A 24,883-nucleotide genomic window follows, 5' to 3' on the forward strand; every position below is an offset into this window, starting at 1 on the left:
CGTACCGGCTCACGCGGCCCTCCCCGTCTCCAGGCCGTCCACGTACGTCGTCACCACCTCGATCTCCGCGATGCGCGCGGGGTCGACGCGGTGGGGGTCATCGCCGAGCACGACGAGGTCGGCGCGCTTGCCCGGGGTGAGGCTGCCCACCGTGTCCTCCCAGTGGCAGGCGCGGGCGCCGGCGACCGTGTAGGCGTGCAGCGCCTCGGCGACGGTGACGGCCTCGTCCGGTCCGATCGGCCGGCCGGAGCGGGAGGCGCGCTCGACCATGAACTGGACGGCGCGCAGCGGGGATCCGTCGGTGACGGGCCGGTCGGAGCTGCCGACCAGGGGGATGCCGTGGTCGAGGAAGCCGCGGCCGCGGTAGAGCCAGGGGGCACGCTTCTCGCCCATGATCGTGGCGTAGTCGTCGCCGAAGGAGTGCAGGAAGGTGGGCTGGACGACCGCGGTGACGCCGAGGCGGGCGAAGCGCGGGAGCTGGTCGGGGCGGATCAGGCCCGCGTGCTCGATGCGGTGCCGGGCGGCGGGGCGCGGCCGCAGGCGCTGGGCGCGTTCCAGGGCGTCCAGGGCGAGATCGGCGGCGCGGTCGCCGATCGCGTGCACGGCGAGCTGCCATCCGGCGAGGTGACCGGCCACGATGGTGTCCGCGAGGGCGTCGGGGTCGTCCTGCAACTGGCCCGCGTGGTCGAGGCCTTCGTACGGTTCGCCGAGGGCCGCGGTGCGGGCCATCATGCCGCCGTCGGTGTAGATCTTCAGCGCGCCCACGGAGAGCCGGTCATCGCCGAACCCGGTGCGCAGGCCGAGGTCGAGGGCGCGCGGAATGTCGTCGCTCGCGTGCGCGGCGACCGGGTTCAGCCGGTCGGCGGAGACCATGAGCTGCACGCGCAGCGGCAGCAGGCCTTCCTCGCGGGCGCGTTGGTAGGCGCCCAGTTCGACCGGGCTGTGGCCGAAGAGCGTGCCGCCGATGCCCGCCTCGGCGCAGGCGGTGACGCCCTCCGACAGGCAGGTGCGGGCGGCGCGTCCGATCGCCTCGGCCAGCTCCTGCTGGGAGTAGGGCAGGCGCAGCGCGCGGGCGGCGCCCATGGCACCCTCGGCCAGGAAGCCGTTCTCGTGCGGGACGTGGGCGGGAAGCCGGTCCAGGACGGCGGAGTTGACGACGCAGCCGTGCCCCGAGTCGTGCAGCAGGTAGATCTTGCGTCCCCGGGCGACCCGGTCCAGCTCGGCGGCGGTCAGATGGCGGCCGAGTGCGCGCTGGTCGTAGCCCGCGAGGCTCACCCAGGCGCCGGGCGGGCTCGCGGCGACGGCTTCGGCCACGACGGCGAGCACGTCGTCGATCCGGGTGCGGCCCGCGATGCTCGGGGTGTTCTCCTGCAACCCCGTCCAGGCCAGGTGCACATGGGCGTCGATGAAGCCGGGCAGCACGGTGGCGCCCTGGAGGTCGATCACCTCGCGCGCGGGCAGCGAGGTCACCGCCTCGTCGAGCCCCACGATCCGGCCCCGCCAGATGCCCAGGTCATGGGCGACGGGGTGGTCCGGATCCATGGTGAGGAAACGCGCGTTCGTCAGTCTGGTGCAGAGCATCGGCGGTGTCCTCGCGTCGACGGTGTCCACGAACCGACGGTGTCAGGTGTCCACGTACCGGCGGTGCCAGATGTACTCCTACGTGTCCCTACGTGTCCCGTACGTGTCCCGCGGCAGGTCAGCCGTCGACGGACGCCGCGAGGGACCGGGGGCGCAGGTCGGTCCAGTTGGTCTCGATGTACTCCAGGCACGCGTCCCGGGTGTTCTCCTCGAAGGCGACGGTCCAGCCGCCGGGCACCTCGGCGAAGGACGGCCAGAGCGAGTGCTGCCCCTCGTCGTTCACCAGGACCTGGAAGCGGCCTTCGGGGTCGTCGAAGGGGTTGGTGCTCATGTGTCGGTGCCTCCTTGGGCGCGACGGGCGCTGAAGACGGGCCGGTGCGGGGTCCGTTCGGCCAGCGGGTCGGGACGGCGGATCGGGATGGAAGGGAAGGACACGATTAGGTTAGGCTCCCCTAATTAGTCGTGAGCTTAGCCTCTCCCCCTTCCCTCTCACAAGGAGACGTTCATGCGCCCGGTGACCGACCCCCGCGACCTCACCAGCCGGTCATGACGCAGCCCGCCTCCGACCGCACGGCCGACCCGGAGAACCGCACGGCCCACCCCGAGAAGCACACGGCCGACCCGAAGAACGTCTTCGCCGCCTACGGGCTGCCCTGCGAACCGGGTACCGACGCATTCTGGGCGACGGCCCGCACCCCTGTCACGGTGTCCGCCGACGACGGCGGCTGGACGACCCTGTTCCTGTGGCGCGGGTCCGAGGCCCGGATCGGCTTCGAGAGCTGGTCGGAGCAGGTCCCGCTGCGCCGCTGGCGCGACACGGACTGCTGGTACGCCGAGGTGGCCATGCCCGAGCGGCTGCGGGTGACCTACCAGATCCTGGTGGGCGAGGACGCGTACGCCGACCCGCTCAACCCGGCCGGCGCCGGCGGCGACCGCTCCGTCGCCGCGACCCCCGACGCCCCGGCCCAGCCGCACTGGCCGCTCGTCGGCGCCGACGACGTGCTGCCCCTGCCGCGCACCCGGATCCGCTGGGCGAGCGAGCGGCTCGGCGGACGGCGCACCGTGCGCGTGCACCCGGTGGCCGGCGGCGGGCCCGTGGTCCTGCTGCTCGACGGCGACGACTGGCTGTACCTGCACCCGGCGGCGACCGCGTTCGACGCGGCTGCGGCCGCGGGCGAGATGCCCCCGGCCACCCTGGTGTTCCTGCCCGCCAAGGACCGGGAGGCCGAGTTCGCCTGCCGCCCCGAGCTGTGGGAGGCCGTCCGCGACGAACTGCTGCCGCTGGTCGCCGAGAGCGGTGTCCCCGCGGACACGGACCGCCTGGTGGTGGCCGGACAGAGCCTCGGCGGGCTCAGCGCGGTGTACGCGGCACTGGAGTTCCCCGGCCTGGTCTCCCGCGTCGCCTGCCAGTCCCCGTCGTTCTGGTGGACGCCCGAGGCCATGGGCTCGGCGGACCCGTTGGGCGGCCCGGTCGGCGGCTCCCTCGGCGCGCGCCTGCGGGACCGCCCCGACCTGTCCGGCCTGCGGATCGCCTTCGACACCGGGGAGCACGAGACGCGGATGCTGCCGCACTGCGAGGCGGCGGAGTCGCTGGTGCGCGAGGCCGGGGCGACGGTACGCGTCGCGCGCTCGGCGTCGGACCACGACCGTGCGGGCTGGCGCGGGGCGCTGCTCCGGGACGTCGCGTGGGCGCTCGCCTGACGCGAACGCCCCCCGGAACACTCGAACACACCTCATCCACGCACGCGTGCGCCGAGCGGTCCGGTCGGATCGCTCGGCGCACGCGTGCGTACGGGTGGGTCCGCGGCCGCCTCAGCGCGCCACGGCCAGGCAGTAGTCCTGGTCCGTGGCCAGGAGGTTGCGGTGGCTGTCCTCGGCGGCGATGACGCCGTCGTCCAGGACCAGGACCCGGTCCGCCGCGTCGAGCAGCGCCGGGCTGCTGGTGATCACGACGGTGGTGCGGCCCCTGCGCAGCTTCGCCACGTTGCGCGCGATGAGCTGTTCGGTGACCGCGTCGACGGCCGTCGTCGGGTTGTGCAGCACGAGGACGTCGGTGTCGGCGGCCAGCGCGCGGGCCAGCGACAGGCGTTGGCGCTGCCCGCCGGAGAGGTTCGCGCCGCGGTCGCGCACGCCGTAGTCGAGTCCCTCGCGGTGCAGCGCGACGACATCGGTCAGCATCGAGGCCTCGACGGCCTCGGGGACCATCGCGCTGGTGCCCGCCGGGTCGATGTTCGTGCGCAGGGTGCCCGCGAAGATCTCGCCGTCGTACGGGTTCACCAGCATGTGCTCGCGGACCGACTCGGCCGACAGGTCGGCGAGGTCCTGCCCGCTGACCCGCACCACACCCTCGTACTCCTCGGGCGGCACGTTCACCGCGAGGATCGCGGCGAGGTCGGCGACCGCGCGCGGCTGGTAGCCGGCGATCGCCACGAACTCCCCGGCGGCCACCGTGAACTTCAGCTTGCGCAGCGACCCGTACCGCACGCAGTCGATCTCCAGGTCACCGCCGGGGGCCGGCCGGCCGGGGCCGGGGCTCGTCACCGGCGGGGCGGCGAGGACCAGTGCCATCCGCTCGGCCGACGCCCGCGCGATCATCACGTACTTGGGCATCTCCGAGAACAGCTTGAGCGGTTCCATGATGAACTGCGCGAGGCCCACGGCCATCACGAGCTCGCCGATGGTGATCTGCCCCTCGAAGGCCAGCCAGCCCGCGGTCAGGGTCACCGCGGCCGCGAGGACCGCGTTGAGGGCCTGGGCGGTGCCCGCGTAGACGCCGTTCACCTTGGCGACGGTGATCGACTGGTGCTTGGCCTCCGAGCTGACCGCGCGGTAGGAGCGGAACGCCGCGTGGTTGCCGCCGAAGCCGTGCAGCGGGCGCAGCCCGGAGATCAGGTCGGCGACCTTCGCGCCGGCCCGCGCCACCCGGGCCTGCTGCTCGCGGGTGCTGGACCCGATCCGCTTGGACATCACGCTCAGGACCGACAGGATCGCGACGGTTCCCACGATCACGAGCAGGCCGAGCCGGAGGTCGGCGAGGCCGAGGGCGACCGCGGCGACCACCACCGCGACGAGCGAGCTGACGAGCAGCGGCACCACCTCGATGATGTCGGCGGTCTGGTCGGCGTCCTCGGTGGCGATGGTCAGCACCTCGCCGGACTTGAGGTCGACGTCCCTGGCCACCGGCTGCAGGCCGCAGGCGGCGACCCGCACCCGCCAGCGGTGTGCCTCGGTCGTGTTGGCCTTCTGCAGGACGCGCATGCCGAACCGCCACGACAGCGAGACGGTCGTGATGATCACCGCGAGCGCGCCGATCGACAGGCCCAGCGAGCCGAGCGTCCGGTCGTCCTGCATCGTGTGCTCGACGATCATGCCGAGTGCGATGGGGAAGGCCGTCTCGCCGGCCTGGTACAGGCCCATGAGGGAGGTGCCCGCGGCCATGGCGCCGACGTTGCGGCGCAGGGCGGTGCGCAGGATGTCGGACCCCTTGCGGGGCCGCTGCGGGTCAGGAGTTGTCGGCATTGTCATCGAGATGGCGGGCAATCGCTTCCGGGGTTCGCAGGGTGAAGAGGTCACGGATGGTGACCACGGGACCGTACTCGCGGCGGAGCAGCCCGATCAGCCGCACCGCCAGCATCGAGTGTCCCCCGAGGGCCACGAAGTCACTCACCGCGCTCACCTCGTCGTCGTCGAGGTCCAGGGCTTCGGCGAAGAACTCGCAGACCACGGTCTCGGTCTCGGTCTCCGGGCCGCGCTCCCCCACCGTCGTCAGCGCGCCGAGCGGCTTGGCCTCCGGCAGCGCCTTGGTGTCAGCCTTCCCGTTCACGGTGAGCGGGATGCGGTCGACCTGCGCGTAGTGCGTGGGCCGCAGGAAGTCCGGCAGGCCGGTGCCCACGGCGGCGGCCACGTCCGCCAGGTCGGCGCCGTCGAGCACCAGGTAGGCGGCGAGCCGGTGGGCGCCGTCGACCTGCGGGTCGGGCTGGGCCACCGCCGCGGCGAAGCGCACCGCGGGGTGCGCGGCGAACGCGGCCTCGACCTCGCCCAGTTCGACCCGGTGGCCCCGGATCTTGACCTGCTGGTCGGTGCGGCCCAGGTACGTCAGGTTCCCGTCGGGCCTGCGCACCACCAGGTCGCCGGTGCGGTACATGCGCTCGCCGGGCCCGCCGAACGGGCAGGCGACGAAGCGGTGCGCGGTTTGGGCGCTCTGCCCGAGGTAGCCGCGCGCGATGCCGACGCCCGCCACGTACAGCTCGCCGGGGACGCCGTCCGGCAGCGGCCGCAGCCACGGGTCGAGGACGTACACGTCGGTGTTGTCGATCGCGACGCCCACCACCGGGTCCTGGCACTCGAAGGTGCCCACGCCCAGGGTGTTGATCGTGTACTCGGTCGGGCCGTACAGGTTGTAGCCGACCGTCCCCTCGGTGCGGGCGAGCCGCTGCCACAGCGTCGGCGTGACGGCCTCGCCGCCGAGCAGGACGAGCGCCGGGCGCCGCTCCGGGTTGTCGAGCAGGCCCTCGGCCACCAGCTGCTGGGCGTACGTCGGCGTCACGTTGATGACGTCGATGCCGTGCTCCAGGCAGTACTCGACGAGTCCGGGCGCGTCCCGCCGCAGTTCCTCGTCGCAGATGTGCACCTCGTGGCCGTCGGCGAGCCAGAGCAGCTCCTCCCACGACATGTCGAAGGCGAACGACACGGTGTGGGCGATCCGGAAGGTCCGGTGCCCGTGCTCGGCGAGGACCGGCTCGAAGATCCGGCGCTGGTGGTTGACCAGCATGTTGGTGAGTCCGGCGTACTCGGTCACCACGCCCTTGGGCCGGCCGGTCGAACCGGAGGTGTAGATCGTGTACGCGGGGTGGCGCAGCCGGTCCGGGTCCCCGGGCGCGAACGTGACGAACGGCTCGGCGGCCGGCAGCGGGCGGTCGAGCTCGATCAGCTCGTCGGCGCCGACGCCGACCACGTCCCCGGTCAGCCGGGGCGCCACGGCGCTCACCGTGAGGATCACGTCCGGGCGGGCGTCCGCGACGATCGCGGCGATCCGCTCGTCCGGGTGGTCGAGCTCCAGGGGTACGTACGCGGCGCCCGCGCGCAGCACGGCGAACAGCGCCACGATCGAGTCGAGGGAGCGCGGGATCGCGAGCCCGACGTTCGTCTCCGGGCCGATGCCGCGTGCGGCGAGCACGCCCGCCACCGCGCGGCTGCGGTCCCGCAGTTCGGCGAAGGTCATGGCGGCGCCGTGGGCGACGAGGGCGACCCGCTCGGGCTCGCGGTCGGCCGCCCGGTCGAACCGGTCGACGACGGTGTCCGTGCCGACGTCCGTGCGGTCGGCGGGCACGGGCGGCTCGCCGAGGCCCGGCAGCGCGCCGACCCGACCGGTCGCCCCGGCCAGGTCCGTCAGGACCCGCACGTAGGCGTCGAGGAGCCCGCGGGCGTCCCCGGAGTCGCCGTGGCGGTGCTCCAGCTTGACCGTGAGGCGCTCGCCGGGGGTGACGACCCAGGTGTACGGGTAGTGCGTGGAGTCGTCGGCCCGCACCGAGGTGATGCCGTGGCGGGCGTTCATCTCGGCGAACGCGTCCATGTCCAGGAAGTTCTGGAGCACGAAGAGGTTGTCGAACAGCGTGTCGTGGCCGCTGGCGCGCTGGATCTCGCCGAGCCCGAGGTGCTCGTGCTCCATCGCGTCGACCCGGTCGGCCTGCACGGCGGACAGGTAGGCGCCGACGGTGTCGTGCGGGCGGGCCTTCGTCCACATGGGCACGGTGTTGAGCAGCACGCCGACGATGTCGGACAGGCCCTCGCCGTCCCGTCCGGAGACGGTGACGCCGAACACCGCGTCACTGCGGCCGGTGCGGGCCCCGAGGAGCAGGCCGAAGGCGCCGGTCAGCAGGGAGTTGAGCGTGACGCCGTGGGCCTTGGCCGCCTCGCGCAGCAGGTCCGACTGCTCGGCGGTGAGGGTGTGCACGAGGGCGGGCGGCAGCTCGTCGGAGAGGACCGGACGCGGTCCTGCCAGCAGGGTCGGGCCGGGCAGCGCGGCCAGGTGCTCCGCCCAGAAGCGCTCCGAGACGGCCGGGTCCTTGGCGTCGAGCGCCCGGGCGTACTCCTCGAAGCCCGGCGTGGCCGGGGTCGGGTCGAGGGGCTCGCCCGCGACGACGGCCGCGTAGGCGTCGAAGAGGTCGCGCAGCACGATCTCGCGGGACCAGCCGTCCCACAGCAGCAGGTGGTAGCTGAGCAGCAGGCCGTCGCGGCCGCCCGGCAGGCGGACCACGGTCAGCCGGATCAGCGGCGGCTCGGCCGGGTCGAAGCCGGTGTCGCGGTCGCGGGTGCGCAGCGCCTCGACGTCCGCCTCGTCGTCGAGCTCGACGGTGTGGACGGCGACGCGGCGGCCGGCCTTGAGGACCTGGACGGGGTTGCCGTCGTCGTCGGTGGTGAAGCCCGCGCCGACGACCGGGTGCCGGGCGATGACGTGGGCCATGGCCTCGGCCAGCGCGTCGGTGTCCAGGCGCCGGTCGAAGGCGAACCAGCTCTGCGCCACGTAGTGCCCGGCCGTACCGGCCAGCTGCGCCTGGAAGAACAGGCCGCGCTGGAGCGGGGTGACCGGCGCGGTGCGCTCGGCCGTCGCGGAGGCGTCGGCGAGGTGCCGCAGCGCGCCGAGCCAGTGCTCGGTGAGCGCGTCGGGGATGCCGTCGGCGAGGGTGAAGGCCGCGTGCAGGCTGCCGGTGGCGTCGTCGACCCAGGCGTTGACCTCGACGGCGTACGGGCTGGCCTGGTCGCCGCCGGTGACGTGCACGGCCTGCGACTCGCTGCCCCGGCCCAGGTAGTTGAAGAGGACCTGGGGGCGTCCGGTGAGCAGCGGCGCGGTCTGCGGGTCGAGGTACTTCAGGCGGCCGTACGCGACGTGGCCGTGCTCGTCGGGCTGGCGCTCGGCGACCTCGCGCGCCGCGGCGACGGGGTCGGTGTGGGCGCTCAGGCGGACCGGCGCGATGGAGGTGAACCAGCCCACGGTGCGGGTGTAGTCGTGGTCCTCGCGGGCCGGGACCCGGCCGTGCCGCTCCAGCTCGACCGCGAGGTCGGACGGCGCGTCCTGGATGTGGGTCAGGGCGCTGCGCAGCGCGCCGCACAGCAACTCGGTGAGGCCGACGCCGAGCGCGGCGGGCGCGGTGCGCGTGACGCGGTCGCTGGCCTCGGGCGGGAGGACGACGGTGGTCTCGCGCAGCCCGTCGACCGTGGCCGCGCCCTCGGCCGCGGGCAGCAGCGCGGGGGCCCGGAGCGTGTCGATCCAGTGGCCGAGGTCGTCGTCCGCCGCGGCCGACGCGAGCGTGAGCGCCTCGGCGTACTCGGCGTAGGAGGTGGTCGGCGGCGCCAGGTCGGCGCCCTTCATGGCGGTGGCCAGGTCGTCGAGGAGCACCAGCCAGGAGACCGCGTCGACGGCGAGGTGGTGCACGGTGACGACCAGGGCGCGGCGGGACTCCAGCCAGGAGAACGCGACGAGGTCGCCGGTCCGGGGGTCGAGCCGTCCCGCGGCCTCGTCGGCCGCGGCGCCCGGGTCGGCGGCGTCCGTGCGGACGACGGCGGGCTCCCCGGCGGGTTCGGTGCGCAGGGACCACACGCCGTGCTCGGTGCGCAGCCGCAGCCGCAGCGCCGGGTGGGCGGCGACGACGGCGCGCGCGGCACGCTCGGCGTCGGCGAACCCGGTGCCCTCGGGCGCCTGGAGGACCCTGGCCTGCACGAACCGGTCGAGGGAGCCGCCCAGTTCGCGTTGGCGCAGGATGATCGGCGTCGGTGCCACCGGTCCGTCCGCGGGCCGCGCGGGGGCGGCCGCAGCGGGCCGCGGGGCGTTCGCCGCGAGCTGTCCGGCGAGCGCGCGGGGCGTACGGAACAGGAAGACGTCCCGGGGCGCGATCGGCAGGCCGAGGGCGCGGGCGCGGTTGATCACGGTGATGGCGACGATGCTGTCGCCGCCCGCGGCGAAGAAGTCGGTGTCGGCGTCCGCGGCGGAGCCGGGCAGCGTGTCGGCGAAGATGCCGACCAGCGCGGCCAGCGCGGAGTCGCCCGCGTCCGCCGGGGAGCCGGCCGCGGCGGCGGACGCGTCCTCCTGGGCGGCCCGTGCGGCCAGTGCCGTGCGGTCCAGCTTGCCGTTGACGGTCAGCGGCAGCGCGTCGACGGTCAGGACCCGGCCCGGCACCATGTGCACGGGCAGCTTCGCGGAGAGCAGGCCCGCGAGGTCGCCGGGCGCGCTGCCCACGACGTGCGCGACCAGGTGGTCGCCGCTGTCCGCGACGGTGACGGCGACGTCGACGACGCCGGCGAGCTCGCGGAGCGCGGACTCCACCTCGCCGAGCTCGATGCGGAAGCCCTTGAGCTGCACCTGGTCGTCGGCGCGCCCGGCGAACTCCAGCTCGCCGTCGAGGGTGCGGCGGGCCAGGTCGCCCGTGTGGTACATCCGGGAGCCGTCGTCCGCGAAGGGGTTCGCGACGAACCGGCCCGCGGTCAGGCCGGGGCGGCCCAGGTAGCCGAGCGACACCTGGTCGCCCGCCACGTAGATGGCGCCCACCCGGCCCGGCGGCACCGGCCGGAGCCGGTCGTCCAGGAGGTGGGTGACCAGGCCGGGAAGGGGGCCGCCGATCGGGCTGACGTCGTCGCCGGGTCCGAAGTCGGCGTCGGTCAGCACCCGCTGGGTGACGTGGACGGTGGTCTCGGTGATGCCGTACATGTTCACCAGCTCGGGCGAGCCGGTGCCGTGCCGCTCGACCCAGCCGCGCAGCCGCCCGAGGTCGAGCGCCTCGCCGCCGAAGATGATCCGGCGCAGCGCGGGCAGCGCCCCACCGGCGTGCCGGTCGGCCTCGATGAACTGGTAGAAGGCGGACGGCGTCTGGTTGAGCACGGTCACTCCGCGCTCGCGCACCAGGCGGTGGAAGTCGACCGGGGAGCGGGTCAGGCCGTACTCCGGCACGAGCAGCTCGGCGCCGTGGGCGAGGGCGCCCCACAGCTCCCAGACGGCGAAGTCGAAGGAGAAGGAGTGGAACTGCACCCACACGTCGTGCGGGCCGAACTCCATGGCGGGCCGGGTCTGCGCGAGCAGCGTCACCACGCCGGAGTGCGGGACGACGACACCCTTGGGACGGCCGGTCGAGCCGGACGTGTAGATCACGTAGGCGGGGTCGTGCCAGCGGGCGGCGGGCGCCGCGGTGTCCGCGGACGGTTCGGCGGGCGCCGGTTCGTCGCCCTGGACGAGCACGCGGGCCGGGACGCCGGTCCGTTCCAGGAGCGCGGTGAAGCGCTCGCGCTCGTCGCGGTCGACGAGGACGACCTGCGGGGCGGCGTCCGTGAGGATGTACTCCAGGCGTTCGTCCGGGTAGGCGAGGTCCAGGGGTACGTAGGCGCCGCCGGCGGCGACGATCGCGACGAGGGCGACGACCTGTTCCACGGAGCGCGGCACGGCGACGGCGACCCGTCGGCCGGGGCCGACGCCCGCGGCGCGCAGCACGGCGGCCAGCTCGTCCTTGGCGGCGGCCAGTTCGCCGTACGTCAGGGAGCGGCTGGTGCCGTCGAGGGCGCACTGGGTGACGGCGGTGGCGGCCGGGTCGCGGTGGGCGGCGGCGTCGAACAGGCCGGCCAGGGTGGTGCGTTCGACGGGCGCGGGGCGGGTGGCCTCGGGGGCGAGCTCGGCGACCGGGGTGTCGGGGTGCGTAAGCAGGCCGGTGAGGGTGCGGGAGAAGGTCCGCAGGATCTCCTGGGCGGTCGGCTCGCCGAGCAGTTCGCCGTCGTAGATCAGGTTGAAGCGCGGGCTGCCGTCGAGGGCGCGCTCGACGACGAGGGTCAGCGGGTAGTGCGGGGCGCCCTCGTTCACGATCTCGCCGATGACGAGTTCGGCGTCGGGGGTGCGCAGGCTGTCCACGTCGGTCGCCACGTCGAACACCACCAGGGTGTCGAAGAGGGAGCCCGCGCCGGCCTGGCGGCCGATCCTGGCCAGCGAGACGTGCTGGTGCGGCAGGACGGCGCTCTGGTGCCGGCGCACGGCGGCGAGGAGGTCGCGGGACGGGGTCGTCGCGGTCCACCGGGCGCGCACGGGGACGGTGTTGATGAACAGGCCGACCATGTCGCCGATGCCGGGCACGTCGGCGTCGCGGCCGGACACCGTGGAGCCGAACACCACGTCGGTGTTGCCCAGGATGCCGCCGAGCGTCACCGCCCAGGCGCTGTGCACGGCCACGCTCAGGGGCACGCCGGCCGTGCGCACGGCCGCGTCGAGGTCGCCGTCGGCGGCGACGGCGGTGTCGGCGAACCGGTCGGAGGGGGTGTGGCCCTCGGCGACCAGGGAGGAGCCGGGCAGCCCGGCGAGCTCCTCGCCCCACACCCGGTCGCTCTCGTCGTCGTCCCGTCCGGCCAGCCAGTGCACGTAGTCGGCGAAGCCGCCGACGGGGTGGACGGTGCCCGGCGCGTGGTACTCGGTGAGGAGCGCGCGGAGCATCGGTGGCACCGACCAGCCGTCGGCGATGATGTGGTGCACGGTCTGCACCAGGACGGTGCGCCCGGCACCGGCGCGGACCAGCGTGAACCGCATCAGCGGCCCGGTGGCCAGGTCGAATCCGGCGCGGCGGTCCCGTTCCGCGAGCTCGCGGAGCCCGGCGTCGGTGATGCCGGGGCGGTCCAGGGTGGTGAACGGCGCACGGGCGCCGCTGTCCAGGACGGAGACGACGCGGCCGTCGGCGAGCGCGGTGAAGCGCGCGGCGAGGTTCGGGTAGAGCGTGAGCAGCCGGGTGGCGGCGGCGGCGAGCCGGTCGGCGTCCACCTCGCCCTCCAGCGTGAGGAGTTGCTGCTCGACGTAGGCGCCCGCCGAGTCGTCGTCGAAGACGGAGTGGAAGTAGAGGCCTTCCTGCAGCGGGGTGAGCGGCAGGACGTCGCGCAGGGCGGGCCCGTCCAGGGCGTCGACGTCGGCCTGGGTGAGCGGGACCAGGGGGAAGTCGCTGGGCGTGTGGCCGCCCTCGTCGAGCGCGGCGAGCCCGGCCAGGGCGACCCGGAAGTAGTCGCCGAGCGTCGCGATGTCCGCGTCGGTGAACATGCCCTCGGGCCAGGAGATGGTGGTGACCAGCTCGTACTCGCCGCCGGCCGAGGCGGGTTCGGCGATCGCGTTGAACTCCAGGGCGCGCGGCAGGCGCATGTCGGGGTCGCGCTTCTCGCCGAGCTGGCCGGTGGCGCCGGAGAGGTTCCAGTCGCCGGAGGCGCCCGCGTCGAAGCGGCCCAGGTAGTTGAAGAGCACCTGCGGGGCGGGGGCGTCGAAGCGGGTGTCGGCGAGGTAGCGCAGGGCGCCGTAGGAGATGCCGTTGCTCGGCACCCGGGCGAGGTCCTCCTTGACCGCCTTGAGGGCGGCGGCGAGGTAGCCGGGGTCGGTGAGGTCGGGCGCGCCGCCGGGGTCGACGGTGACCGGGAAGAGGGTGGTGAACCAGCCGACGGTGCGGGACAGTTCGGGCTCGAAGCCGGCGGCGTCGGCGACGTAGCCGCCCTCGCGGCCGTGGCCCTCCAGTTCGATGTGGGCGAACGTCTGGTCCTGGCCGAGGTCGCGGCGCCAGCGGGCGAGGGTGACGGCGAGCGCGGTCAGCAGGACGTCGTTGACGCCCGCGTGGAACTTCGCGGGTATCTCGCCCAGGAGCGCGGCGGTGATCTCGGGGCCGACGGAGACGGTCCGCAGCCGCTCGCGGGCGACGGTGTCGGCGGCGGTCGGGGCGCGGCGGCCCAGGGGCCGGTCGGGGCCGGGCAGGGCGCGCTCGTAGCAGGCGCGGTCCGCGTCGAAGTCCGCGCGGGCCAGGAGCTGGGTCCAGCGGCGGAACGAGGTGCCCACCGGGGGCAGTTCGACCGGTTCGCCGGCGGCGCTGCGGCGCCAGGCCGTGGCCAGGTCCTCCATCAGGACGCGCCAGGACACGCCGTCGATCACGACGTGGTGGACGACGACGACCAGCTGGCGTGCGGCGCGGCGCCATACGGCGCGCAGCATGGTGCCGCCGTCGGGGTCGAGGCCTTCGGTGGCGAGCGCGACGCAGTCGTCGAGCGGCAGGTCGCTCTCCTGCCAGGCCGGGGCGGTCCGGCCCGCCTCGGGGATGTCGAAGCTCCAGCGGTCGCCGCGCACCAGCCGCGCCCGCAGCATGGCGTGCCGGTCGAGCAGCGCGGCGAGGATCTCGTCGAGGGCCGGGGCGGTCAGGTCGGCGGGGGTGTTCAGGACGACGGACTGCACGAAGCCGTCGATCGCGCCGGTGGTCTCGCCGAGCCACTGCACGACGGGAGAGCCCACGACGGCGCCGGTCGCGACGTCGGCGTGGTCCACGGCGGAGACGTCCTCGCGGCTGGCCACGGCGGCCAGGGCGCCGACGGCGCTGTGCGTGAAGATCTGCCGGGCGGTCACATAGAGGCCGGCCTCGCGCAGCGCGCTCAGCAGCGAGATCGTCAGGATGCTGTCGCCGCCGAGCTGGAAGAAGTCCTGGTCGACGCCGACCTGCTCGAGCTGGAGCACCGAGGCGACCGCGGCGCAGACCGCGCGCTCGTTCTCGGTGGCGGGCGCGACGAGGGAGCCGGTGCGGGTGTCGGGTTCGGGCAGCGCCTTGCGGTCGAGCTTGCCGTTCGCGGTGAGCGGGAACTCCTTCATCACCACGACGTGCGTCGGCACCATGTACTCGACCATGTGCGCGACGGCCCAGGCCTTGACGTCGTCGGCGCGCAGGTCGTCGGCCCCGGCGGCCGGGATGACGTAACCGACCAGGTAGGTGCCGCCCGCGGTGTTCTTCTTGGCGATCACGCAGGTGTGCCGTACGCGGGGGTGTTCGGCGAGGCCGACCTCGACGTCCTCGATCTCCAGGCGCATGCCGCGGATCTTGATCTGGTTGTCGGCGCGGCCCAGGAAGTCCAGGGAGCCGTCGGGGGCGAACCGGGCGAGGTCCCCGGTGCGGTAGAGGCGGGACCCGTCGGCGGCGAAGGGGTTCGCGACGAAGCGGGAGGCGGTCAGGCCGGGCGCGTTGACGTAGCCGCGGCCCAGGAGGAAGCCGCCGACGTACAGTTCGCCGCCGACGCCGACCGGGACCGGGCGCAGCTCGTCGTCCAGGACGTACAGCCGGGTGTTGGGGTTGGCCCGGCCGATGGACGTCGACAGGCGCTCGGCCGCGCCCCGGTAGATGACGTGCGAGACGCCGATGGTCGTCTCGGCGGGGCCGTAGCCGTGGTACATGGGGATGTCGAGGCGGGTGCGGAACCGCTCGTACAGCTCGGGGGTGAGCACCTCGCCGCCGCACCAGACGTGCCGCAGGCTGTCCAGGCGGCCGGAGTCGCCGGTCATCTCCAGGAGCACGTCCAGCATGGACGACACGAGGTACGTGAAGGTGACGCGCTGTTCGGCGATCACGCTCAGGAGGTGGTGCGGGTCGCGCTCGCCGCCGGTGCGCAGGACCACGAGACGGCCGCCGCAGACCAGCGGCAGGAAGATCTCGTTGATGGAGATGTCGAAGGAGAGCGGCGCCTTGAACAGCGAGGCGTCGTCGTGGCCGAAGCCCAGGATCTCGTCGACCTGCCACAGCAGGCGCTCGCTGATCGCCGCGTGGCGGATCATCGCGCCCTTGGGCCGGCCGGTCGAACCGGAGGTGAAGATCACGTACGCGAGGGAGTCGCCGTCGGCGGTGATCCCGGTCGGCGCGGTGGGCAGGTCGCCGAACCGCCAGTCGGCGAGGTCGACGGCGACGGCCTCCGGCTCGCCCTCGGCGTGCCCGCCCGAGGAGTTGAGCTGCAGGACGGCACGGGCGTCCTCGATGACGACGGCGCGGCGCGCGGCGGGCCACTGCGGGTCGAGCGGCACGAAGGCGCCGCCGGCCTGGAGGACGCCGAGCAGGCCGACGACCATGTCGGCGGAGCGGTCCAGGGAGATGCCGACGACCTGCTCGGCGGTGAGGCCGCGCTCGATCAGGTGGTGGGCCAGCTGGGCGGAGCGCTCGGCGGCTTCGCGGTAGGTCAGGGAGCGGTGCTCGTCGACGATCGCGATGGCGTCGGGGCGGGTGCGGGCCTGCTCGCGGAACAGCTCGACGATGGTGGGGCGGACCCGGTCGGCGTCGGTGTCGTTCCAGCGCGCCAGGGTGCGCAGCCGCTCGGCGGCGCCGCTGGCGACGATGGTGCCGAGCGGGCGGTCCGGGAAGTCGGCCAGGTCGTCCAGGGCGCGCTGCGCGTCGGCGGGTTCGACGCCGTCGGGGGCCTCGATGCCGCGGCCGTCCGCGCCCGCGTCCCGACTGCCGGGCCCGGTGCCGCCGTTGTCGACCCAGCCGAGCACGTCGGCGAAGAGCGTGCCCGCGGTGAGCTCGATGCCGTCGGGGCTGCGGCCCGTGGCCCAGTACGACAGGGCGATGGCGCACGCGTCGGCGATCGTCCGGTCGCCGTAGTCGCCGGCGCGGCGGCGCACGTCGGCCAGGCGGGTGGGGGAAAGCAGCACGAGGCGAGCGCTCGGTTCCATCATCGAAGACACAGCGTCCCTTCCAGGTAATCGCAGTAAGGCTAACCTAAATTAGGGTTGCCTAACTACCCTCTCGCCAGGCCCGCCACAGCCGCGCGTACCGGCCGCCCAGGGCGACCAACTCCTCGTGCGTGCCCTGCTCCACCACACGCCCCGCGTCCAGCACGGCGATCCGGTCCGCCGCCATCGCCTGCGTCAGCCGGTGCGCCACGAACAGCGTGGTGCGGCCCGCGCACGCGGCCAGCACGGCCCGCTCCAGTTCGGCCGCGCCCTCGCTGCCCGCCTCCGCGGTCGACTCGTCGAGGACCACCACGGGCGTACGGCTCAGCACGAGCCGGGCCAGGGCGATCTGCGCGATCTTGGTGACGTCGAGACGCTCGCCGCCCTCGCCGACCGGGGTGTCGAGCCCCTCGGGCAGGGCGTCGACCCAGCCCTGGGCGCCCACCGTGCGCAGCGCGTCGAGCAGTTCGGCGTCGGTCGCCGCGGGCGCGGCGAGCCGCAGGTCCTCGGCGAGCGGGCCGGAGAAGACGTGGGTCTCCTGCGTCAGGATGCTCACCAGGGCGCGGGCCGCGGCCTCGTCCAGCTCGGCGAGGTCCTGCGCGCCGACGCGCACCGAGCCCGCCTGCGGGTGCCCGATGCCCGCGATCAGCGCGGCCAGCGTGGACTTGCCCGCGCCGGTGGCACCCACCAGGGCCAGCGACCCGCCGGCCGGAATCGTCAGGTCGACGTCCCTGAGGACCGGTTCGTCGGTGTCGGGATAGCTGAACGTGAGGCCCCGCACCGTCACCGCGTGCTCCCCGGCACCGGCCGCCTCGACCGACGCGTCGCCGACCAGCCGCTCCTGCGCGGACTCCCCGAGGACACCGACGAGACGGGTCAGGCTCGCACCCGACTTCTGGGCCTCGTCGAAGGTGAACATGATGGCGCCCAGCGGCGTGAACAGCCGGTGGAACATCAGCGGGGCCGCGGAGACCTCGCCGAGGGTGGCCGCGTCGGCCTCCAGCAGGGCGTAGCCCACGACGAGGATGAGCACGAGACCGATGAACTCGGCGCGGTTCTCCCGGCCGACGAACCGGCCGAAGAACCGGAACACCTCGATGCCGAGGTCGCGCACCCGCCACGACTCGTCGTTGACCTTCGTGCGGACCGAGTCCTCCAGGCGGTACGCCCGGACGGTGTCGATCCCGTTCAGACCGCTGATCAGCGCCTGCGCACGGTCGGCCTGGGCCACCCGCTGCTTGCGGTAGAGCGGGGCGGAACGCGGCAGGTACCAGCGCAGGGCCAGCGCGTACGCGGGCAGCGCCGCGGCGCCCGCGAGGCCGAGCCGCCAGTCGAGGCCGAACATGCCGAAGGTGGCGATGAGGACGAGCACACCCGCCGAGAACACGGTGGGGATGGCCGTGCGGATGCCCTTGGAGAGCACCGCCACGTCGTCGCCGACCCGGGAGAGCACGTCTCCCCTGCCGACCTGCTCTATCCGCGCGCTCGGCATCCCGAGCACCGCACGGACGGCGCCTTCCCGCAGCGTCGCGAGCAGGTCCGCGCCGAGCCGGCCGATCAGGTAGGTCGACAGGGCGGTGGCCGCCGCGCCGAGCAGCGCGGCGGCCCCCATCAGGATGCCGACGGTGACGAGGACCGAGCGCGAGTCGCCCCCGACCACCCCGTCCACGACCCGGCCGAGCAGCAGCACGGGGAGCACCTGGAGTGCCGCCCCCGCCACCGTGCTCACCACCGTGGCGGTCGTCAGCCACGGCACGTCGCGGCAGTGCGCCGAGACCCACCGGGTGGCCTCGCGTCCGGTCGCCGTACGCAGGGTCGCCGGGGCGACGGGTGTGTCGGCGGTGGATGTCTCAGTGGTGCTCACGCGTAGACCAAGTCGGGCCGGGGACGGGACGGGTGGAACGGCATCTTCATGCGACCGGCTTCTCTACTCGACCGACTTGACGAGCTCGTCGATCGCGTACGGCAGGGAGAGCGCGGTGCCCTGGGACATCGCGGCACCCACGGCGGGACCCTCGCTGTCCAGCAGGTAGGACACCTTGCCCTTCTTCACGGCGTCCAGGTTGCTGAAGAGCTTGAACTTCTTCAACGCCTCGGTGTCCGCCTTGTCGTTGATGACGACGATGCGGTCGACGTCGACCAGGTCCGTGCGCTCCGGGGAGAGCTCGGTGGAGAACTTGCCGCCCGCGATCTTGTCGATCTTGGTCTGGTACTTGAAGCCCATGCCGGTCAGGAGCCGGCCGCGCACGTCGGTGGACGTGAACGGGTTGATGGAGTCCTTGTACCAGGACAGCGCGACGGCGGTCTGGTCGCCGAACTTCGGGTGCTCCTTCTTGGCCTTCGCCAGCTTGGCCTGCACGCCGTCGACGAGCTTCGTGCCCTCGTCCTCCTTGCCCAGCGCCTTGGCGATGTGCTTGACGTTGTCCTGCCAGGGAGCGCTGAACAGCTCCTTCTCGCCCTTGGTGCGACCCACGGTCGGGGCGATCTGGGAGAGCTTGTCGTAGGCCGCCTTGTCGATCTCGGAGTACACCGCGATGATCAGGTCTGGCCGCAGCGAGGCGATCTTCTCGTAGTTCGGGCCGGAGTCGCCGTTCTTCATGACGACCTCGGGACGGGCGTCGCCCCACTTGTCCTTCACCCAGGGCCACTGGGTGTTGATGTCGGGGGACTTGCCCTCCGGGTTCGGGTACTGGTCGACCATGCCGACCGGCTTGGTGCCGAACGCGAGGACGGTCTGGTCGTCGGTGTAGCCGACGGTGACGACCCGCTTGGGCGCCTTGGCGACCTTCGTCGATCCGAACGCGTGCTCCACGGTGACCGGGAACGCGCCACCGGCCGCGGCCGGGGCCTCGTCGCCCGCCTTGTCCTCCTTGTCGGAGCCGCAGCCCGCGAGAAGGCCGACGCCGAGGGTGGTGGCGGTCAGTACGGCCGCCAGCCGCCGCCAGGGCTTGGTGAGCGTCGTTCGATGGAGGAGCATCCGGATTCCCTTGCTATAGCGCTGTCCGCTGTGTGCCTGTCTAAGGGCAGCCAAACCTTAACCTGCGGAGATGAGGTTAGCCTAGCCTTACCTGGGCATCCGGAGCCACCCCGCCCTCGGCCCTCCCCCTCGCGGGGTCAGTCGAGTTGGACGTGGGTGCGTCCGATCGGCACGATCAGCGGGCGGTCGCCCACCGGGTCGTCGACGACCTTGGCGCGCAGTCCGAACGCCTCGTACAGCAGCTCCGCGGTGATCACGTCACGCGGGTGCCCCTGCGCCAGGATCGAACCTTCCTTCATCACGATGAGGTTGTCGCTGTACCGGGTGGCCAGGTTGAGGTCGTGCAGCACCATGACCACGGTGTTGCCGGACTCGTGCAGGTCGTCCACCAGGTCGAGCACGTCGAGGGCGTGCGCCAGGTCCAGGTAGGTGGTCGGCTCGTCCAGGAGCAGCAGGTCGGTGCCCTGAGCCAGCGTCATGGAGATCCAGACGCGCTGGCGCTGCCCGCCGGAGAGCGAGTCGACCGGGCGGTCGGCGAGGTCGGAGACCCCGGTCATGGCCAGGGCGCGCGCCACGACGTCGGCGTCGTCGGAGGACCACTGGCGCAGCCAGCTCTGGTGCGGGTGGCGCCCCCGGGCGACCAGGTCGGAGACGGTGAGCCCCTCGGGCGCGACCGGCGCCTGCGGCAGCAGGCCGAGCTTCTTGGCGACGTCCCGGGTCCTGAGCTTGTCGATGTCCTCGCCGTCCAGGACGACCGTGCCCCTGGTCGGCTTGAGCAGCCGCGTCAGGGTGCGCAACAGGGTGGACTTCCCGCAGCCGTTGGGGCCGATGATCGTCGTGATGACCCCGGGCGGGATCGCCACGTCGAGGCCGTCGATGACGGTCCGGCTGCCGTAGCCGACGGAGACGTCCCTGGCCGCCAGCCGGGCGTCGCCCTCGACACCCGACTCGATCTCGGTGATGTACTGAGTGACCACAAGCCCCCCTGTTATTAGGTTTGCCTCACCTTTGTACCAGCTATCGGGGGTGAACCGGCCATCGGATCCCCCTCGGCTACTTGAGGTTGGCCCGCACCAACAGGTAGACGAGGAACGGTCCACCGATCGCGGCGGTGACCACGCCGACCGGCAGACCGGACGGCAGCGCGGTGCGCGCGATCAGGTCGGCGCCGATCAGGAGCAGCGCGCCGAACAGGCCGGACGCCACGAGCGGCGGCGTGGGGCGGCGCGTGAGGCGCATCGCCACCTGCGGCGCGACCAGCGCCACGAACGGGACCGGGCCCGCCGCGCTCACCGCCACGGCGGCCAGCAGCACCGCGCACAGCAGCAGGACCGCGCGCACCCTGCCGTACCGCACGCCGAGCCCCGCGGCGACGTCGTCGCCCAGGTGCAGCGGCTTGAACTGGAACGCGACGGCGGTCACCACGACCAGCAGGGCGAGCGAGCACCACAGCGCCACCCACACCTCGTTCCACGACCGGTTGTCCAGCGAGCCGACCAACCACGCCTGCGCGCGGGCGACATCGCGGATGTCGGCCGAGGTCAGCAGCCAGGTGGTGATCGCCTCCGTCACGGCGCTCACCGAGATGCCGATGAGGATGAGCCGGAAGCCGTCGACACCGCGCCGCCAGGCCAGGAAGTACACCAGCAGGCCGGTGCCGAGCCCGCCCGCGAGCGCCGCCGCGGACAGCCCGACGGAGTCGGCGATCGCCGTGGCGGCACCGCCCGACATCGTCACCACGAACACCGCGACCGCGCTCGCGCCGCCGGTGATGCCCAGGATGTCCGGACTGGCCAGCGGATTGCGGGCGATGGACTGCGTCAGCGCGCCGGACACCCCGAGCGCGATCCCCACGACGAGTCCGGCCAGGGCCCGCGGCATCCGCAGATCCATGATCACGAACTCGTCGACCTGTTCGCCCCTGCCGACGATCGTGGCGAGCACCCGGGACATCCCGATGGGGAAGTCGCCGATGCTGATGGAGAGGCAGAACACCAGGAAGGTCGCCGCCGCGAGCAGCAGCGTGACGAGGACCAGCCAGGGCCGCCAGACGAACGACATCGCGCCGAGCCGTACGCCCGGCGCCACCGAGGGCTTCACGTCTGTCCCGTTCATGCGTTCTTGAACTTTCCTCGCCACACCAGGACCGCGAAGAACGGGGCCCCGAGCAGCGCCACGACGACTCCCGCGTCCAGCTCGCCGGGCCGCACCACGAGGCGCCCCACGATGTCGCAGACCAGCAGGACGACCGCGCCGAGCAGACCCGCGTACGGGACCAGCCAGCGGTAGTCGGGGCCGGTGAGGTAGCGGGCCACGTGGGCCACCATGAGCCCGAGGAAGGCGATCGGGCCGCAGGCCGCCGTGGCCGCGCCCGCGAGCAGGGTGATCGCGACGATGCCGACGGTCCGGCTCAGCGCGATGTTCACGCCGAGCCCCCGCGCCACGTCGTCGCCGAGGTTGAGGAGGTTGAGGGCCGGTAGCGTGGTCAGGGCCAGGACCAGACCGACCGCCATGAAGGCGGAGAGCGGCCAGATGACGTCGAAGCCGACACCGGCCACGGAGCCCGAGTTCCAGAACCGGAAGGCGTTCAGCGACTTCTGGTCCGAGAGCGCGACCGCGGTGCTCATCGCGGTGAGGAAGACCGTGATGCCCTGCCCGGCGAGCGCGAGCGTCAGCGGATTGCCCGCGCCGCGCCCCAGGCTGGAGAGGCCGAAGACGACCACACCGGCGACCGCGGCACCGAGAAAGGCGAACCAGACGTACTGGAAGGGGTTGGAGAGCCCGAGGACGGCGACCACCGACACCACGGCGAACGAGGCGCCGGCGTTCACGCCGAGCAGGCCCGTGTCCGCGATCGGGTTGCGCGTGTATCCCTGGATCAGCGCGCCGCCGACGCCCAGGGCGACGCCCGCCACCATCGCGAGGACCGTCCGGGGCAGCCGCACGGTCTGCACGATGAGCCGGATCTCGGTGAGCCGCTGGTCGGACTCCGGCCCGGCGAACAGGCCGTGCCACACCTCGGCGGGGCTCAGGGCCCGCGCGCCGACGGCCAGCGAGAGCGCCCCCGTGATCACCAGGATCACGGCCAGCACACCCAGACCCACCACCCGTCGGTGACGGGCTCCTGTCGCGCCCCTCGGTATCGGGCGCTCGACTGCAGTCGTGCTCATGTCGACGTACGTTATCCCTTTGATCGGCCCGGGCAGGACGGCAGGTGGACGGCCCACGCCCCGGGGAGTACGGGGCGTGAGCCGGGCCGGAGCGGACCGTGCGGGTCCCCCTAGCGGGCGGCGCTGCCCGTCTCGCCGGCCACCGGGCGGGCCGTGTCGGCGGCGGTACCGGCGGCGCGCTCGCGCACGGAGTCGAGGATCTCGCCGACCCGGATCGCGATGTTGGACAGCAGCGACGACGTGATGCCGTGCGTGTGCTCCGTACCGCCCTGGAGGTAGATGCCGCACCGCAAGTCCGCGTCGGTGGCGACGCGGTAGTCGCGCTCGACGCGGACGCGGCCCGTGTCGTCGCGCAGGCAGCGGTCGGCGACCTCGCCGAGGAGACCGACCGGGTCGGCGGGGCTGTAGCCGGTGGCGAACACCACGACGTCGGCGTCCACGGCGCTCTCCTCGCCGGTGACGAGCGACTTCACGGTGGCGCGGACGCCCTCGTCCGTCTCCTTGGCGCCGGTGAGCCGGGACACGTTGAGGAAGCGCAGCCGCTCGGTGCCGAGCACCTTCTCCCGGTACATCTGCCGGTACAGGTCGTCGATCAGATCGATGTCCACCACGGAGTAGTTGGTGTTGCCGTGGTAGTCCATCAGCCGGCGCTTGACGTCCTCGGGCGCGTCGAAGTACTCGTCGACCGCGTCCGGGTCGAATATCCGGTTGGCGAAGCTGCTGTCGTCGGCGGGGCTGTAGCCGTAGCGCGAGAAGACGGCGCAGACCTCGGCCTCGGGGAAGCGGCGGTGCAGGTAGGCGACGTTCTCGGCGGCGCTCTGCCCGGCGCCCACGACGACGAAGCGCGAGGGCGAGGTGCCCTCCAGGGAGTCGACCTTGGTGAGCAGGTCGGAGTTGTGCCAGATGCGCTCGCCGCGCTCGATGCCCTCCGGCACGAGGGGGCGCAGTCCGGTGCCGATGACCAGGTTGCGGGCCCGGTGGACCGCGAGGCCCTCCGCCGAGCGGACGGTGACGTCCAGGTACTCCACGACGCCGTCGACGACGAACGGCGTGACGCCGACGACCTCGTGGCCGTAGGAGACCATGTCGTCGACCTTGGCGGCGGCCCACTCCAGGTAGTCGTGGAACTCCACGCGCAGGGGGAAGAGATTCTTGTGGTTGATGAAGTCGGTCAGCCGGCCCTTGCTCTTGAGGTAGCACAGGAAGCTGAACTCGCTGGTGGGATTGCGCTGTGTGACCAGGTCCTTGAGGAAGGACACCTGCATGGTCGCGTCGTCGATCAGCATGCCGCGGTGCCAGCCGAAGGACGGCTGCTGCTCGAAGAAGTGAGCGGTGACCGTCTCCTCCCTGCCGACGCTTGCGTTGTGCTCGCTGAGCGCGATCGCCATGGCCACATTGGACGGGCCGAAGCCGATGCCAATGAGGTCGTGGACCAGTGGTGCGTCGCCAGGAAGAACCTGTGACATGTCACTCCCATCGTGCGGGGAAGCCGCCTGTCAGGCGTGGGGGAAGGTACAAAAGGTGGGCACATCGACAGAGCGACCCACTCGAACTTAGGTGAGCCTAAGCTAATCCATCGCCACTGTCGACCGGGCAAATCGGACGGCGGACCCCCTTAGCACGAACCGCCCGCCCCTATCAACTGCCCCGCCGAACGGACTCGTTGCAGACTAAGGCAAGCCTTGCTTTACTTGCCGTCGGTCATTCCCTGCTCTGAGGAGGAACCCCATGCGGGTCGTCATGTTCGGTTACCAGACCTGGGGGCACCGCACCCTGCAAGCCCTCCTGGACTCCGAGCACGACGTGGTGATGGTCGTGACGCACCCCAAGAGCGAGCACGCGTACGAGAAGATCTGGAGCGACTCCGTCGCCGACCTCGCCGAGGAGCACGGCGTCCCGGTCGTCATCCGCAACCGCCCCGACGACGACGAGCTGTTCGAGCGCCTCAAGGCGGCCGACGCGGACATCATCGTGGCCAACAACTGGCGTACGTGGATTCCGCCGCGCATCTTCGGCCTGCCGCGCCACGGCACGCTGAACGTCCACGACTCGCTGCTGCCGAAGTACGCGGGCTTCTCCCCGATCATCTGGGCGATGATCAACGGCGAGCCCGAAGTGGGCGTCACCGCGCACATGATGGACGACGAGCTGGACGCCGGCGACATCGTGCGCCAGGAGGCCGTCGCGGTCGGCCCGACGGACACCGCCACCGACCTCTTCCACAAGACGGTCGACCTCATCGCCCCGGTCACCATCGGCGCGCTCGACCTGATCGCCGCGGGCCGGACCGAGTTCACCAAGCAGGACCGCTCGCAGGCGACCTTCTTCCACAAGCGCTCGGTCGAGGACATCCGCGTCGACTGGACCTGGCCGGCCGAGGACCTGGCACGGCTGGTCCGCGCCCAGTCCGCGCCGTACCCCAGCGCGTTCGCCTTCCACAAGGGCAAGCGCCTGGAGATCGTCTCCGCGGTCGTCTCCGAGGGCCGCTACGGCGGCACGCCCGGCCGCATCTTCTACCGCGAGGGCGAGGGCGTCGTGATCGTCGCCGGTGCGGACGCCCGCACCGGCCGCAACCACGGCCTGGCCATCACGCGCGTGCGCACCGAGGACGGCCGGGAGCTGCCCGCCACGGAGTACTTCACCTCCATGGGCGGCTACCTGACGAGCCGTCCCTGACCCGACGTCGGG

The 24,883-nt window shown here is 72.9% G+C and carries 12 protein-coding genes; 2 read left to right on the plus strand and 10 right to left on the minus strand.

Features of this window, described 5'->3' with window-relative positions; translation table 11 throughout:
* Positions 1-9 precede the first annotated feature (9 nt).
* Positions 10-1,581 carry an amidohydrolase gene (locus ACFYXE_RS26150; protein WP_389316291.1) on the minus strand — a complete coding sequence of 524 codons (1,572 nt, stop codon included), beginning with the start codon at positions 1,579-1,581 and terminating at the stop codon, positions 10-12.
* 118 nt (positions 1,582-1,699) lie between these two features.
* Positions 1,700-1,912, minus strand: coding sequence for an MbtH family protein (locus ACFYXE_RS26155; protein WP_361164267.1), 213 nt, complete (start codon positions 1,910-1,912; stop codon positions 1,700-1,702).
* Positions 1,913-2,127: 215 nt separating this feature from the next.
* On the opposite strand from ACFYXE_RS26155, the gene ACFYXE_RS26160 reads away from it, so the two are divergent.
* Entirely contained in the window at positions 2,128-3,282 is a 1,155-nt protein-coding gene (locus ACFYXE_RS26160; protein WP_389316149.1) for an alpha/beta hydrolase-fold protein, read from the plus strand.
* 111 nt (positions 3,283-3,393) lie between these two features.
* On the opposite strand, the gene ACFYXE_RS26165 is transcribed toward ACFYXE_RS26160, so the two are convergent.
* The 8 genes from ACFYXE_RS26165 to ACFYXE_RS26200 form a co-directional block, all read right to left on the minus strand.
* Positions 3,394-5,100, minus strand: a complete 1,707-nt coding sequence (locus tag ACFYXE_RS26165; protein ID WP_389316151.1) for an ABC transporter transmembrane domain-containing protein — start codon at positions 5,098-5,100, stop codon at positions 3,394-3,396.
* Positions 5,084-16,051 carry an amino acid adenylation domain-containing protein gene (locus ACFYXE_RS26170; protein WP_389316153.1) on the minus strand — a complete coding sequence of 3,656 codons (10,968 nt, stop codon included), beginning with the start codon at positions 16,049-16,051 and terminating at the stop codon, positions 5,084-5,086. The genes ACFYXE_RS26165 and ACFYXE_RS26170 overlap by 17 nt, the downstream gene beginning before the upstream one ends.
* Before the next feature lie 58 nt (positions 16,052-16,109).
* A complete protein-coding gene (locus ACFYXE_RS26175; RefSeq protein WP_389316155.1) occupies positions 16,110-17,912 on the minus strand; it encodes an ABC transporter ATP-binding protein in 1,803 nt (600 codons plus the stop codon).
* Positions 17,913-17,975: 63 nt separating this feature from the next.
* Positions 17,976-19,025 (minus strand): iron-siderophore ABC transporter substrate-binding protein, encoded by a 1,050-nt coding sequence (locus tag ACFYXE_RS26180; RefSeq protein ID WP_389316157.1) that lies wholly within the window; start codon positions 19,023-19,025, stop codon positions 17,976-17,978.
* A gap of 137 nt (positions 19,026-19,162) precedes the next feature.
* Entirely contained in the window at positions 19,163-20,002 is an 840-nt protein-coding gene (locus tag ACFYXE_RS26185; RefSeq protein WP_389316159.1) for an ABC transporter ATP-binding protein, read from the minus strand.
* Between the two features lie 76 nt (positions 20,003-20,078).
* Positions 20,079-21,140, minus strand: a complete 1,062-nt coding sequence (locus tag ACFYXE_RS26190; protein ID WP_389316161.1) for a FecCD family ABC transporter permease — start codon at positions 21,138-21,140, stop codon at positions 20,079-20,081.
* Positions 21,137-22,195, minus strand: a complete 1,059-nt coding sequence (locus ACFYXE_RS26195; protein WP_389316163.1) for a FecCD family ABC transporter permease — start codon at positions 22,193-22,195, stop codon at positions 21,137-21,139. Before ACFYXE_RS26195 ends, ACFYXE_RS26190 begins: the two co-directional genes overlap by 4 nt.
* 110 nt (positions 22,196-22,305) lie before the next feature.
* Entirely contained in the window at positions 22,306-23,661 is a 1,356-nt protein-coding gene (locus ACFYXE_RS26200; protein ID WP_389316165.1) for a lysine N(6)-hydroxylase/L-ornithine N(5)-oxygenase family protein, read from the minus strand.
* A gap of 262 nt (positions 23,662-23,923) precedes the next feature.
* Between ACFYXE_RS26200 and ACFYXE_RS26205 the strand changes: the two genes are divergently transcribed.
* A complete protein-coding gene (locus tag ACFYXE_RS26205) occupies positions 23,924-24,871 on the plus strand; it encodes a methionyl-tRNA formyltransferase (protein WP_361178906.1) in 948 nt (315 codons plus the stop codon).
* Positions 24,872-24,883: the final 12 nt, after the last annotated feature.

Origin of the sequence: Streptomyces sp. NPDC002564 (assembly GCF_042889645.1) — a bacterium.
Lineage (GTDB): Bacteria > Actinomycetota > Actinomycetes > Streptomycetales > Streptomycetaceae > Streptomyces.

Bases quoted from the DNA above. Each gene is read 5' to 3' on its own strand.
- ACFYXE_RS26190 (WP_389316161.1), bottom strand. From the start codon at position 21,140: ATGAACGGGACAGACGTGAAGCCCTCGGTGGCGCCGGGCGTACGGCTC.
- ACFYXE_RS26195 (WP_389316163.1), bottom strand. From the start codon at position 22,195: ATGAGCACGACTGCAGTCGAGCGCCCGATACCGAGGGGCGCGACAGGA.
- ACFYXE_RS26150 (WP_389316291.1), bottom strand. From the start codon at position 1,581: ATGCTCTGCACCAGACTGACGAACGCGCGTTTCCTCACCATGGATCCG.
- ACFYXE_RS26200 (WP_389316165.1), bottom strand. From the start codon at position 23,661: ATGTCACAGGTTCTTCCTGGCGACGCACCACTGGTCCACGACCTCATT.
- ACFYXE_RS26205 (WP_361178906.1), top strand. From the start codon at position 23,924: ATGCGGGTCGTCATGTTCGGTTACCAGACCTGGGGGCACCGCACCCTG.
- ACFYXE_RS26170 (WP_389316153.1), bottom strand. From the start codon at position 16,051: ATGATGGAACCGAGCGCTCGCCTCGTGCTGCTTTCCCCCACCCGCCTG.
- ACFYXE_RS26180 (WP_389316157.1), bottom strand. From the start codon at position 19,025: ATGCTCCTCCATCGAACGACGCTCACCAAGCCCTGGCGGCGGCTGGCG.
- ACFYXE_RS26160 (WP_389316149.1), top strand. From the start codon at position 2,128: ATGACGCAGCCCGCCTCCGACCGCACGGCCGACCCGGAGAACCGCACG.
- ACFYXE_RS26155 (WP_361164267.1), bottom strand. From the start codon at position 1,912: ATGAGCACCAACCCCTTCGACGACCCCGAAGGCCGCTTCCAGGTCCTG.
- ACFYXE_RS26165 (WP_389316151.1), bottom strand. From the start codon at position 5,100: ATGCCGACAACTCCTGACCCGCAGCGGCCCCGCAAGGGGTCCGACATC.